We start from the raw sequence: 12,499 nt of genomic DNA on the forward strand, positions 1-12,499 counted from the left end.
CGCAAGCCGAGGCCAAGGTCCGCCGCAAGCCGAGGCCAAGGTCCGCCGCAAGCCGAGGCCGAGGAACGCCGGAAGCCGAGGCCGAGGTCTCAGGACAGGGCCAGGCTGTTCACCAGCGCCGCCGCCGCCCGCGGATGATCTTCGGCGAGCATACCCGCCGCGGCCAGCACATACGCGGTGTCGACCACCCGGCGCACCGTCCGCGGCGCCGCCCAGCCTCCCGCGGTGTCACCGAGAACGGCGTCGAGAACCGCCGGCCCGCCGCCGTGGCGCAGCACCCCGCCGGAGCCGACCACGAGCCGCACGTCGCGCAGATCGCGCCCGCCCGTCCGCGGCAACCCCGGCCCCGGCGAATGCCCCCGGGCGTGGCGCCGCAGCGCGATCATCGCCGCCGACGCCGCCAGGTCCCGGTCCGTCGCCGCGTCGTACGGCCGCCCGCCCGTGATGTCCGGCACCGGCAGCTTCTCCGCGGCGGCCGCCGCCACCACCCCCGGCGCGCCGACCCCCACACCCAGGTCACCCTCGACGGTGCGGGACCGCCACAACGTGCCCGCCACGTCACGCTGCGGGCCGTGCGACAGCTCCGCGTCCGGCACCAGCGCCGAGTACACGTCCGTCGTCGCCCCGCCCACGTCCACCACCAGCACCCCCGCCGCGGACTCGTCGGCCAGCAGCGACACCCCCGCCAGCACCGCGTCCGGGGTCGCGCACCGCACCAGCGACGCGAACCGCCCGCCCCTCGACAGCCGCTTGCCGCCGATCACGTGCCGCAGGAACACCTCCCGGATCGCCGCGCGCGCCGGACCCGGATCCAGCACCCCGATGCGCGGCAGCACATTTCCGGCCACGGTCACCGGCACCCCCCGATCGGTCAGCACCCGCGCGACGTCCGGGGCCGCCGCCGCGTTCCCCGCGACCACCACCGGCACCCGCAGCCGCGACGTCGCCAACCGGCCCGCGTTGTGCCGCACCGTCGCCTCGTCACCGCCGTCGGTGCCGCCGACCAGCAGGATCACATCCGGACGCGCCGCCCGCAGCGCCGCCACCGCCCGCCCGTCCAGCGGGCCCGCCGCCACGTGCACCACCTGCGCCCCCGCCGACAGGCCCACCCGGTGCCCCGCCTCGGCCGTGACCAGCGCCTCGTACCCGACCACCGCCAGCCGCAGGCCGCCGCCCGCCGACGAGCACACGTACAGGTGATCACCGCCGCCGGCCGCCGCGACCGCCTCGTCGAGACCGGTCAGCACCTCCGCATCCGACGTCGTGGGGACCTCCGCGCGGCCCGTCACCCGCCCGTCGCCGAGCTCCACCCGCAGGGCCTTCGTGTACGTGGACCCGACGTCGACGCAGACGGCCGCGCTCATGCCTTCGCGGGGACGACAACCGTGCCCGTCGCGGTCACCGCCACGATCGGCGCGTCCAGAACGGAAGCCGCCGAACCGCCCGTGCCCCGGCACACCACCGTCGACGTGAACGCGATCTTCCGCGAGCGGGTGCCCATCTTCACCACCGTCGCGGTCACCTCGAGCACGTCGCCGGCCTGCACCGGCGCCTTGAACTGCACGTCGTCGTAGGAGGCGAACAGGCCCTCGTCGCCGTCCAGCCGGATGCACACCTCCGTGGCCACGTCCCCGAACAACCCCAGCGAGTACGCCCCGTCGACCAGATTCCCCGCGTAATGCGCGTGCGAGTACGGCACGTAGCGGCGGTGCGTGACAGTGATCATGATGGGCTCCCTACGAGCGCGTGGACGAGATAGGAGGCGACCTCCCGGGGCGTCGTACCCCGGGAGAAGATCCGGTCGACGCCGAGGTCCGCGGCCATCAACTCGTCGAACCGCGGCCCGCCCACGATCAGCAACGGCCGCCTGCCCGCCGGCATCGCCTCCCGGAACGCCGCCGACATCGCCCGCGTGTTCAGCAGATGCGCGTCGCGCTGCGTCACCACCTGCGACACCAGCACCGCGTCCGCCTTCTGCGCCCGCGCCGTCTCCACCAGCTCCGGCACCGACACCTGCGCGCCCATGTTCGTCACCGCCAGCTCCCGGTACGACTCCAGGCCCTTCTCGCCGGCGATGCCCTTGAGGTTCAGGATCGCGTCGATGCCGACCGTGTGCGCGTCCGTACCGATGCACGCCCCCACGACGGTGAGCCGCCGCCGCAGCTTGCGCTTGATGACCGCGTTGATCTCCTTGGCGCTCAGCAGCGGGAAATCCCGCTCCACCACCTGCACCTCGTCCGTGTCGACCAGGTGGTTCACCCTGCCGTACACGACGAAGAACGTGAACCCCTCGCCCATCGGCTTGGCGTGCACCAGCATCGCCGGGTCCAGCCCCATCTTGTTCGCCAGCTGCACCGCCGCACCCTCGGCACGCTTGTCGTGCACCAGCGGCAACGTGAACGACACCTGCACCATGCCGTCACCGGTCGTGTCCCCGTAGGGCCGCACGATCGTCATGACTCCAGAGCCTCCGTCACCGGGTTGTAGTAACCGGGCTCGTGCCGCGCCACCCCGTCCAGACCCTTGCCCCGGTCCGCGGGCCGCTTCATGATCCCGAACGTGCCGTCCGCGATCGCGTTCAGCAACCCGTCCTCGACGACCCGCTCCAGCAGGCCCACCGCCTCACCGAGCACCTCGTGCGCCCGCCCCTGGATGAACCCGCCCGGCGCCGGCACGAAATCCTCGTGCAGGTTCCCCGCCCCGCTCAGCACGTACCGCACGTTCTGCAGCGCGATGTCGCGGTCCGACAGCCACGGCGTCACCACCGCCTCCGTCATCATCCCCACCAGCAAAATCCCCTGCCCGGTCAGCGCACCCACCAGGTTGAAGAACCCGTCCAGCAGGTTGCCCCGGAACACGTCACCGGTCATGTGCTTCGTCGGCGGCATCCACTTCAGCGGCGCGTCCGGGAACAACTCCCGCGCCAGCAACGCGTGCGCCAGCTCCAGCCGGAACGACTCCGGCACCTCGGGATTGATCTCGAACGCGTGCCCCAGGCCCAGCTGCCAGTCCGCCAGCCCCGCCTCGTGCGCGAAGAACTCGTTCAGCAACTGCGACACCGTCACCGTGTGCGCCGCCTCGACCGCGTCCGCCGTCGTCAGGTAGTTGTCCTCACCGGTGTTGATGATGATCCCCGCCCGCGCGTGCACCTGCCGCGAGAACCGCTGATCCACGAACGTCCGGATCGGATTGATGTCGCGGAACAGGATCCCGTACATCGAATCGTTCAACATCATGTCGAGCCGCTCCAGGCCCGCCAGCGCCGCGATCTCCGGCATGCACAACCCCGACGCGTAATTCGTCAGCCGCACATACCGGCCCAGCTCCCGCGACGTCTCGTCCAGCGCCGCCCGCATCAGCCGGAAGTTCTCCTGCGTCGCGTACGTACCCGCGAAACCCTCCCGGGTCGCACCCTCCGGCACGTAGTCCAGCAACGACTGCCCCGTCGACCGGATCACCGCGATCACGTCCGCGCCCGCCCGCGCCGCCGCCTGCGCCTGCGGGATGTCCTCGTAGATGTCCCCCGTCGCCACGATCAGATAGATCCACGGCCGCCGCGGCGCATCACCCCACCGCCTGATCAGCCGCTCCCGCTCCGCGCGCCGCCGGTCCACCACCTTCAGACCCGCATTGGCCGCCCGCCGCGCCGCCCGCCGCGCCGCCGTCACCTCACCCTTCTTCTCCGGTACGCCGAAACGCACCGCCCCCGCCGCCGCCTTCTGCGCCAGCACCGTCACATCGGCCAGGCCCTCCGCGGCCAGGGCATGGAACACCGGCACCGCCACCCCGTGCCCCAGCCCCACATCCGCGCGCACCGCATCCACCAGCCGGTTCACCCACGGAATGCCGTCGGAGTCCGCACCCCGCACCCCCGCCAGGCGCAGCACCGCCCGCTCCACCGACACGGTCGTGTGCGACCGCGCCAGATCCACGACCGGCTGCCCCGCCCGCACGGCGAGCTCCCTCGCCCGCCGCACCACCTCAGGGTCCAGACCCAACTTGCCCAACGTCACTCCTCGTAGATGGTCTCGCCGGACAACACCGTCCGGCGGCACACCGGCCGCGCCGGCACCTCACCCTCGACCCCCGGCAACAGCGCCGGCAGCCCGCCCTCCACACCCCCGGGCGTCTCCCACACCGCGAACGTCGCCTGCGCCCCCGGCGCCAGCACCCCCGCGTCGTCCACACCCACCGCCCGCCAGCCACCCCGCGTCGACGCACCGAACGCCGCCCGCACACTCATCCGGAACACCGGATTGCGCGGCGCCGCCGCGGCCACCACCGCCGCCCACGGATCCAGCGGCGTCACCGGCGAATCCGAACCGAACGCCAGCGTCACCCCCGTCGCGTACATCGCCCCGATCGGATTCGACGCCAGCGCCCGCTCCACCCCCAGCCGCTGCGCGTACATCCGGTCCGGGCCACCCCACAACGCGTCGAACACCGGCTGCACGCTCGCCACCACACCGAACTCCACCAGCCGGGCGATCATCGCCTTGTCCGCCAGCTCCACGTGCTCGATGCGATGCCGGCCCGCCCGCAGCCGATCCACCCCGATCACCTTCGCCGCCCGGGCGAAACCCTCCAGCACCGCCTCGATCGCCGCGTCACCGATCGCGTGGAAGCCGCCCTGCACCCCCGCCTCGACACACTCCAGCAGGTGCTCCCCCGCCTGCTCCGCCGACACGAACGCCTCACCACAACCGTCACCGTCGGCGTACGCACTGCGCACCGACGCCGTGCGCGAGCCCAGCGCCCCGTCCGCGTACAGATCACCGGCCGCACCCACCGCGCCCAGCTCCCTCGCCCGCAACGCCCCGCCCAGCTCACCCCAGTAGCCGAACACCCGCGGCAGGCCCTGACCCGACAACGCCAGCACCGACGCGAAATCCTGCTCACTGGACGTACCCGGACCCGCGCACTCGTGCACCGCCGCCACCCCGCGCGACGCCGCCAGCCGCAACGCCGAACGCTGCGCCGCCGCCCGCTGCGCCGGCGTCAGCGACCCCAGCGCCACCGCCCGCACCGCATGATGCGCCTGCTCGCGCACCCAGCCCGACGCGTCGTACCCCGGCACCGCCTCGATGCCCGGGCACGCCGCCAGCAACGACGACGACACCAGCGCCGAATGCACCGACGCCTGCGACAGGTACACCCGCCGCCCGCCGGCCACCCGCTCCAGCTCAGCCGCGTCCGGCGGCACCTGATCCGCCCACGTCGACTCGTCCCACCCGTGCCCGTGCACCACCGCGTCCGGCCCCCGCGTGCCCGCGAACGCCGCCACCGCCGCCAGCAGCTCCGGCGCCGACCGCACCCCGGACAGATCCAGCCCGTCCGCCGCCAGCCCGGTATCCGTGGCGTGCACGTGCGCGTCCACGAACGCCGGCGTCACCAGCGCACCGCCGAGATCCACCACCACGTCGGCCGCCGGCGCCTCCGCCGACGCACCCAGCCACGCGATCCGGCCGTCACGCACCAGCATCGCCGTCGCCCGCGGATCCGCCGCCGAATAGAACCGGCCGTGGGAATAGAGCACCGTATGGGAAGTCATGACCGTCAGTGTGCCGAAATCCGCGCCTCGAACAACGCCCGGACCGCAGGAGTGCGCCGCACCACATCGAGCGCGAACTCCGCATGCCCCGGCACGTACCCGTTGCCGACCAGCATCGTCACGTCCGCCGCCAGGCCCTCCGCCCCCAGCGCCGCCGCCGGGAAACTCGTCGCCATCGAGAAGAAGATCACCGTGCCGCCCGCCGCCGTCGACAGGATCGCCCCGTGCTCGCACCCCGGCACATCCACGCACACCACCGTCACCGTCGCCGGCCCGCCCAGCGCCGCCACCACCGCCGCCGACACCGCCACCGGATCCCGCGCATCGGCCACCGCGACGTGATCGGCAAGGCCGGCCCCCGACAGCGACTCCCGCTCCGCGTCCGACACCACCACCCCGACCGTACGGGCACCCGCCAGCCGCGCCGCCGTCAACGCCAGCGACCCGCTCTTACCGGCACCACCCAGCACCGCCACCGACACCGGCGCGCCCGGCCCCGCGTACCCCCGCACCACCCGGTCCGTCAGCGCCGGCGCCCCGCACACGTCGAACACCGCCAGCGCCAGCTCCGGCGCCAGATCCTCCGGCAGCACCGCCACCACCGACCGGCCGAACAGAATCGCGTGACCCGACGCCGGCACCTGCTCGCCGAGGCCGTCCCAGCCCGCCAGCCCATCCGTGATCACCAACGGCGTCAGCGTCAGCGACACCAGCGTCGCCACCCGGTCACCGGCCTTCACCGGCAACGGCGACTCCGGGCCCACCTCGTCCACGACCCCGATCAGCATCCCGCCCGAACCGGTCACCGGATTGTGCATCTTGCCGCGCGAAGCCACGATGCCCAGGACCTCCGCGCGCACCGCCGCACCGTCACCACCGTGCTTCGCCGACAGCTGCCGGAAACTCGCCGCGTCCAGATTCAGCCGCTCCACCCGGATGCGCACCTCGTCCGCGCCGATCTCCGGGCGCGCGTCCAGCTTCCACGCCGCCTGCGGCAGCACCCCCGCCGGCTCCACCACCCGAGACAGCCCCACCGCGAACGCCATGCCCACCATCCCTCAGAAGAAGCTGCCCGATCGTCGCTACACCGTAAATCCTCCGGGCCGAGAGTTACTAGACCGAAGAATCTCCAGTATCGTCGATCACGATCACGATCCCAACCCAGGAGGCTCCGTTGACGCAGCCGGCCACCGCCCCGGACACCACCGCCGGCCAGCCGTACGAATACCGGCGCCGCCCCCTCACCGAACCCGACTGGACCCGCTTCCCCGGCTGGCGCACCGTCACCACCGCCCAGTGGGAATCCGCCCAGTGGCAGCGCGTCAACTGCGTCAAGAACGTCAAACAACTCCGCACCGTCATGGGCGACCTGCTCGACGAGGCCTTCTACGCCGACCTCGAGACCGACATGCAGCGCCTCGCCACCATGTCCATGCTGATCCCGCCCCAGATGCTCAACACCATGGTGCCCGACCGCACCCCCGACACGGAGTCGTTCTACGCCGACCCCGTCCGGCGCTACATGCTCCCCGTCGCCACCGACCGCCACCTCGACTGGCCGTCACACCCCCACGCCAGCCGCGACAGCCTCCACGAGCACGACATGTGGGTCGCCGAGGGCCTCACCCACCGCTACCCGACCAAGGTCCTCGCCGAGCTGCTCAGCACCTGCCCCCAGTACTGCGGCCACTGCACCCGCATGGACCTCGTCGGCAACAGCACCCCCACCGTCGACAAGCTCAAACTCACCCTCAAGCCCGTCGACCGCTACGACGCCCACCTCGCCTACCTCAAGGCCCACCCCGGCGTCCGCGACGTGGTCGTCTCCGGCGGCGACGTCGCCAACGTGCCCTGGAAGCAGCTCGAGACGTACCTGATGGGCCTGCTCTCGGTCCCCACCGTCCGCGACATCCGGCTCGCCACCAAGGCCCTCATGGGCCTGCCCCAGCACTGGCTCCAGGGCGACGTCGTCGAGGGCCTCAACCGCGTCGCCATCACCGCCGAACGCCGCGGCGTCAACCTGGCCGTGCACACCCACGTCAACCACGTGAACTCGCTGACCCCGCTCGTCGCCCGCGCCGCCCGCATGCTGCTCGAGGTCGGCGTCCGCGACGTCCGCAACCAGGGCGTGCTCATGCGCGGCGTCAACGCCACCACGCCCGACCTGCTCGACCTCTGCTTCGGCCTGCAGGGCGAGGCCGGGATCCTGCCGTACTACTTCTACATGTGCGACATGATCCCCAACGCCGAGCACTGGCGCGTCCCGGTCTGGTACGCCCAGCAACTCCAGCACGACATGATGGGCTACCTCCCCGGCTACGCGACCCCGCGCATCGTCTGCGACGTCCCGTTCGTCGGCAAGCGCTGGGTGCACATGGTCGCCGACTACGACCGCGAGCACGGCATCTCGTACTGGACCAAGAACTACCGCACGTCGCTCGAGCACGACGACGCCGAGGCGCTGAACAAGCTCTACGCGTACTACGACCCGATCGACACGCTGCCCGAGTCCGGCCAGGACTGGTGGCGCAAACAGATCGCCGAGTGACACAGAAGGGCCCCGGGAGTGATCTCCCGGGGCCCTTCTCAGCTTGTCGGCTCAGCTGAACGCGTCACGCACGTCCTTGCCGGCGTCCTTCACGTGCTCGCCGGCCTGCTTCGCGTGCGCGGACGTCTCCTGCGCCTGGCCCTCCGCGATGAGCCGCTCGTTGTCCGTGGCGTCGCCGATGCCCTGCTTCGCCTTGCCGGTCAGCTCTTCGGCCTTGTTCTTGACCTTGTCCGTGAAGCTCATCGTCAACCTCTCATCGACTCGAACTTGTTTTTGTTCTTGTCGGTGAGATCAGTGCCCGAAGGGCTCGTTCTTGAAACTCCCGGGTAATCCACCGTGAGCGGGCGCACCGCGTGTAAGGCATCCTAGGATCCTGAGATATATGGTCGGGAAGAATGACGGGATGAGCGACCATGCCGCTTCCTTCGGGGCCGCCGCCACCGCCTACGAGCGCGGCCGGCCCGAATACCCGGACGAGGCCCTGGACTGGCTGCTGCCGCCGGGCGAACCCCGCGTGCTCGACCTGGGCGCCGGCACCGGCAAACTGACCCGGCGCATCGCCGCCCGCGGACTGCCGGTCACCGCCGTCGACCCGTCCGAGGGCATGCTCGCGGAGCTGCGGCGGGTGCTGCCGGACGTGCCGGCGCACGTGGGCACCGCCGAGAACCTCCCACTCCCCGACCGGAGCGTCGACGCGGTGCTGTGCGCCCAGGCGTGGCACTGGGTGGACGTGGCTCACGCCGTACCCGAAGCCGCCCGGGTCCTCTCCCCCGGCGGACGCCTCGGCCTGATCTGGAACCTCCGCGACGAGACCACCGGCTGGGTCCGCCGCCTCGGCGAAATCCTGCGATCCCCGGAGGGGCGCCGCTCCACCGACATCGGGCCGCCGTTCGGGCCGGTCGAGCACCGGCAATTCCGCTGGACGCAGCCGCTGAGCCCCGACCGGCTCCTCGACCTCGTGTCGTCCCGCAGCTACGCCATCCTGCTGCCGCCCGGCGAACGGGCACGGCTGCTCGACCGGGTGCGCGGGCTCACCGAGACCCACCCCGACCTGGCGGGACGGAAGATCCTCGAGCTTCCGTACGTCACGCAGTGCGCGCGCACGTCCCTACCGGCCTGAGCTCAGCCCGCCCAGCCGTGGCGGATCTCCCACTGGTTCTTGTCACCGTTCGTCGGATCGTCGACGGTGTGCACCACCGGAACGACCGGGATCATCTCGTCGGGAGTGACCCGCGGCGGAAGGTGCCGGTAGTCCTCGCGGCTCCTGGCCGCCGGTTCCCGCTTCTCCATGCCCCCAGGCTAGATCCGCCGCGGGTCCCGCACAATCACGCCGCCAGCCGGATTTCCGTCAGTTTTCCCAGGTCGCACCGGGTGCGCGAAGGCACACACTTCCCGCAGCGGACGGGACGGAGCCGCGTTCTCCGTGACGGAGCGCACGCCGCGTGCGGCATCCTAGGATGTCAGCTCCCGGGGGGCGACTTGATCGGCCGGCTTCAGGCCGGCGGCCGTCAGGCGGTACAAGTGGCGGGCGTCCCTGCGGCGGATCGGGCTCCCAGATGGCCTCCAGCAGGCCGCGGTCGGCCAGGCGGACCAGGGACGGTCGAGGTGGCCGGCCGCGAATGAATCCCAGGTCGCGGGACGGCCACACCCTGTACGGCGTCCTAGGAGGCTAGTTCTCTGGGGTGATGCGGGGCGGGCGGTTCTCGTACGGGGTGCTCAGCACCACCGTCGTGCGGGTGGTGACGTTGGCGGCCGTACGGATCTCCTGGAGAAGGCGTTCCAGGTCCGCCGGGCTGGCCACCCGGACCAGGAGCATGTAGAAGTCCTCCCCCGCCACCGAGTAGCAGGAGTCGATCTCGGCGAGGTGCGCGAGCCGCTCGGGCGCGTCGTCGGGTTGCGACGGGTCGAACGGGCGGATCGCCACGAAGGCCGTCAGGGGCAGCTCGAGGGCCTCGTAGGAGACCTTGGCCGTGTAGCCGTTGATCACGCCGCGCTGCTCGAGGCGGCGGACGCGCTGGTGCACGGCCGACACGCTCAGGCCGACGCGTTCGGCGAGGTCGGTGTAGGACAGCCGGCCGTCCGCGGTGAGGGCGCCCACGATCGCCCGGTCGATCTCTTCCACCGCGACAAGATACCGGTCGAAGCACGCGCGCCACGAACGGCCCGCGGGCGGCTCGGCCCGGTCAGTCGCGGGTCAGGGCGCGGGAGATCACCAGTCGCTGGATCTGGTTGGTGCCCTCGACGATCTGCAGCACCTTCGCCTCGCGGAACCAGCGCTCGACCGGGTGGTCACTCACGTACCCCGCCCCGCCCAGCACCTGCACCGCGTCCGTCGTCACCTTCATCGCCACGTCGGTCGCGAAGAGTTTGGCCTTCGCCGCCTCCGTGGAGAACGGCCGGCCCGCGTCCTTGAGGCGCCCCGCGGCCAGGGTCAGCGCCCGGGCCGCCGCGATCTGCGTCGCCATGTCGGCCAGCATGAAGCCCACGCCCTGGAAGGCGGCGATCGGCTTGCCGAACTGGGTGCGTTCCTTCGCGTACGCGCAGGCGTGGTCCAGCGCCGCCTGGGCGAGTCCGACCGCGCACGCCGCGATGCCGAGGCGGCCGGTGTCCAGGGCCTCGAGGGCGATCCGGAAGCCCTGGCCCTCCTCGCCGACGAGGCGGTCGGCCGGGATGCGGGCGTCGTCGAGGACGATCTGGGCGGGCGGGGAGGCGCGCAGGCCCATGGTGCGTTCCGGCGCCTGGGGCAGCAGACCGGGCGTGTCGGCGTCGGCGAGCAGGCAGGAGATGCCGGCCGCCCCGGGGCCGCCGGTGCGGCAGAACACGTTGTAGAAGTCCGCCTGGCCGCCGTGGGTGATCCAGGCCTTGGTGCCGGTCACCACGTACCCGTCGCCGTCGCGGACCGCGCGGGTGGTCAGGGCGGCCGCGTCGCTCCCGCCCTGCGGCTCGGACAGGCAGTACGCCCCCAGCAGCTCGCCGCCGAGCATGTCGGGCAGGGACTTGCGCTGCCGCTCGGTGCCGTACGCGGCGACCGGGAAGCAGGCGAGGGTGTGCACGCTGACCGCCTCGGCGATGGCGAGCCACGAGGACGCCAGCGTCTCGAGGACCTGGAGGTACACCTCGTACGGCTGGCCCGCCCCACCGTCCGCCTCCGGGTAGGGCAGGCCGAGCAGCCCGGCGCGCCCGATGGTGCGCAGCACGTCCCGGGGGAACTCGCCCTCCTGCTCGTACCGGGCGGCGCGGGGCGCCAATTCGCCCTCCGCGATCTCCCGGGTGAGCCCCAGCAACTCGTACGCCTCTTCGGTGGGAAGGATCCGCTCGACCGTCACACCGTTGAGCTTAACGGCCGTTAGGGTGACCGTCAGCCCCGCCACGCCAACTCGGCACACCGCCCGAAAACGGTCAGGCGGCGGCCAGCGCCGGGGACAGCGGGACGGTCAGGCGGCGGCCAGCGCGTCGACCAGGCGGCGGGCCGAGCCCGCCAGATTCCACCGCTCGGCGAGGGCGAGCAGCGCGTCCCCGTCGCGCGGCGCGCGGGGCAGTTCAGGATCAAAATCCGGCAACGGTACGTCCAGCGCCACCTTGCACACCGGCAGCGCCGCGGCCAGGTAGTCCTTGGCGGCGGCGAGCTTGGTGCGCACGCCCGGCGCGAAGCCCGAGTCCGGGTCGTCGAGGGCGGCCACGATCTGCTCGATGCCGCCGTACCGGGCGATCAGCCGGGCCGCCGTCTTCTCCCCCACCCCGGGCACGCCGGGCAGGCCGTCGCTGGGGTCGCCGCGCATCGCCGCGAAGTCCGCGTACCACCGGGCGGGGACGCCGTACTTGGCCTGGACCGCCGCGTCGTCGCTGTCCTCGAGCTTGGCCACGCCCCGGCCGCAGTAGAGCAGCCGGGTGCCGCGGTGGTCGTCGACGAGCTGGAACAGGTCGCGATCGCCGGAGACCACCTCGACCGGGGCCGGCTGGGTCGCGGCGAGGGTGCCCAGCACGTCGTCGGCCTCGTAGCCCTTGACGCCGAAGGCCGGGATCCCCACCGCCTCGAGCACCTGCAGCAGGACCGGGACCTGCTTCTCCAGCGCGGCGGGCACCTCTTCCACGTCGCCGTGGGCGACCCGGTGCTTCTTGTACGACGGCACGAGCGCGACCCGCCACGCCGGGCGCCAGTCCGCGTCCAGCGCGCACACCACGCGCCCCGGGCGCCGGGTGCGGATCAGCTGGGCGATCATGTCCAGGAAGCCCCGGATCGCGTTCACCGGCTCGCCGGCGTCCGTACGGGCGGCGGACTCGGGAATGCCGTGGAACGCCCGGAAATACAGGCTGGGTGCGTCGACGGCGAGTAGTGGTCTCACAGGGACGACCTTAAGCGGTGGGAGGCGGCGGGAACTTTTCCGGCCCGCCGGACGACT

Annotated in this window: 13 protein-coding genes; 2 read left to right on the top strand and 11 right to left on the bottom strand. The window is 72.3% G+C overall.

Features of this window, described 5'->3' with window-relative positions; all coding sequences use genetic code 11:
* Window positions 1-89 precede the first annotated feature (89 nt).
* Genes CLV70_RS00250 through kdd form a run of 6 tightly spaced genes read right to left on the bottom strand, consistent with a single transcriptional unit; the run spans window position 90 to window position 6,597 of the window.
* On the bottom strand, window positions 90-1,364 hold the full coding sequence (locus CLV70_RS00250) for a glutamate mutase L (protein ID WP_106124270.1): 1,275 nt from the start codon (window positions 1,362-1,364) through the stop codon (window positions 90-92).
* Entirely contained in the window at window positions 1,361-1,726 is a 366-nt protein-coding gene (kal, locus tag CLV70_RS00255) for a 3-aminobutyryl-CoA ammonia lyase (RefSeq protein WP_106124271.1), read from the bottom strand. Before kal ends, CLV70_RS00250 begins: the two co-directional genes overlap by 4 nt.
* Window positions 1,723-2,457, bottom strand: coding sequence for a lysine 5,6-aminomutase subunit beta (kamE, locus tag CLV70_RS00260; protein ID WP_106124272.1), 735 nt, complete (start codon window positions 2,455-2,457; stop codon window positions 1,723-1,725). The genes kal and kamE overlap by 4 nt, the downstream gene beginning before the upstream one ends.
* Entirely contained in the window at window positions 2,454-4,007 is a 1,554-nt protein-coding gene (kamD, locus tag CLV70_RS00265) for a lysine 5,6-aminomutase subunit alpha (RefSeq protein WP_106124273.1), read from the bottom strand. Before kamD ends, kamE begins: the two co-directional genes overlap by 4 nt.
* A 2-nt stretch (window positions 4,008-4,009) precedes the next feature.
* The gene (locus CLV70_RS00270; RefSeq protein WP_106124274.1) at window positions 4,010-5,551 is read right to left on the bottom strand and encodes an amidohydrolase; all 1,542 of its coding nucleotides are present in this window, start codon (window positions 5,549-5,551) and stop codon (window positions 4,010-4,012) included.
* A gap of 5 nt (window positions 5,552-5,556) precedes the next feature.
* Window positions 5,557-6,597 (bottom strand): L-erythro-3,5-diaminohexanoate dehydrogenase, encoded by a 1,041-nt coding sequence (gene kdd / locus CLV70_RS00275; RefSeq protein ID WP_211303588.1) that lies wholly within the window; start codon window positions 6,595-6,597, stop codon window positions 5,557-5,559.
* A 107-nt stretch (window positions 6,598-6,704) separates the two neighbouring features.
* Here kdd and CLV70_RS00280 point away from each other — a divergent pair, with 107 nt between their 5' ends.
* Window positions 6,705-8,099 (top strand): KamA family radical SAM protein, encoded by a 1,395-nt coding sequence (locus CLV70_RS00280; RefSeq protein ID WP_106124275.1) that lies wholly within the window; start codon window positions 6,705-6,707, stop codon window positions 8,097-8,099.
* A 51-nt stretch (window positions 8,100-8,150) separates the two neighbouring features.
* On the opposite strand, the gene CLV70_RS00285 is transcribed toward CLV70_RS00280, so the two are convergent.
* Window positions 8,151-8,342, bottom strand: a complete 192-nt coding sequence (locus CLV70_RS00285; RefSeq protein WP_106124276.1) for a CsbD family protein — start codon at window positions 8,340-8,342, stop codon at window positions 8,151-8,153.
* A gap of 160 nt (window positions 8,343-8,502) precedes the next feature.
* On the opposite strand from CLV70_RS00285, the gene CLV70_RS00290 reads away from it, so the two are divergent.
* Window positions 8,503-9,219 (top strand): class I SAM-dependent methyltransferase, encoded by a 717-nt coding sequence (locus CLV70_RS00290; protein WP_106124277.1) that lies wholly within the window; start codon window positions 8,503-8,505, stop codon window positions 9,217-9,219.
* 2 nt (window positions 9,220-9,221) lie between these two features.
* Here CLV70_RS00290 and CLV70_RS39510 read toward each other — a convergent pair whose 3' ends face one another.
* The 4 genes from CLV70_RS39510 to CLV70_RS00310 all read right to left on the bottom strand — a co-directional run bounded on the left by CLV70_RS39510 (window position 9,222) and on the right by CLV70_RS00310 (window position 12,442).
* Complete coding sequence (locus CLV70_RS39510; protein WP_158277662.1) at window positions 9,222-9,389, bottom strand: hypothetical protein; 168 nt, start codon at window positions 9,387-9,389, stop codon at window positions 9,222-9,224.
* 379 nt (window positions 9,390-9,768) lie between these two features.
* The gene (locus CLV70_RS00300) at window positions 9,769-10,221 is read right to left on the bottom strand and encodes an Lrp/AsnC family transcriptional regulator (protein ID WP_106124278.1); all 453 of its coding nucleotides are present in this window, start codon (window positions 10,219-10,221) and stop codon (window positions 9,769-9,771) included.
* Between the two features lie 61 nt (window positions 10,222-10,282).
* On the bottom strand, window positions 10,283-11,425 hold the full coding sequence (locus tag CLV70_RS00305) for an acyl-CoA dehydrogenase family protein (protein ID WP_106124279.1): 1,143 nt from the start codon (window positions 11,423-11,425) through the stop codon (window positions 10,283-10,285).
* Window positions 11,426-11,533: 108 nt separating this feature from the next.
* Window positions 11,534-12,442 carry a 5'-3' exonuclease gene (locus CLV70_RS00310; RefSeq protein WP_106124280.1) on the bottom strand — a complete coding sequence of 303 codons (909 nt, stop codon included), beginning with the start codon at window positions 12,440-12,442 and terminating at the stop codon, window positions 11,534-11,536.
* Window positions 12,443-12,499: the final 57 nt, after the last annotated feature.

Origin of the sequence: Pseudosporangium ferrugineum, from assembly GCF_003002065.1 — a bacterium.
GTDB classification, from domain to species: Bacteria; Actinomycetota; Actinomycetes; order Mycobacteriales; family Micromonosporaceae; genus Actinoplanes; species Actinoplanes ferrugineus_A.

Excerpts from the sequence above, each read along its gene's own strand:
- CLV70_RS00250 (WP_106124270.1), bottom strand. The coding sequence starts at position 1,364 with ATGAGCGCGGCCGTCTGCGTCGACGTCGGGTCCACGTACACGAAGGCC.
- kal (WP_106124271.1), bottom strand. The coding sequence starts at position 1,726 with ATGATCACTGTCACGCACCGCCGCTACGTGCCGTACTCGCACGCGCAT.
- kamE (WP_106124272.1), bottom strand. The coding sequence starts at position 2,457 with ATGACGATCGTGCGGCCCTACGGGGACACGACCGGTGACGGCATGGTG.
- CLV70_RS00270 (WP_106124274.1), bottom strand. The coding sequence starts at position 5,551 with ATGACTTCCCATACGGTGCTCTATTCCCACGGCCGGTTCTATTCGGCG.
- kdd (WP_211303588.1), bottom strand. The coding sequence starts at position 6,597 with ATGGCGTTCGCGGTGGGGCTGTCTCGGGTGGTGGAGCCGGCGGGGGTG.
- CLV70_RS00285 (WP_106124276.1), bottom strand. The coding sequence starts at position 8,342 with ATGAGCTTCACGGACAAGGTCAAGAACAAGGCCGAAGAGCTGACCGGC.
- CLV70_RS00290 (WP_106124277.1), top strand. The coding sequence starts at position 8,503 with ATGAGCGACCATGCCGCTTCCTTCGGGGCCGCCGCCACCGCCTACGAG.
- CLV70_RS39510 (WP_158277662.1), bottom strand. The coding sequence starts at position 9,389 with ATGGAGAAGCGGGAACCGGCGGCCAGGAGCCGCGAGGACTACCGGCAC.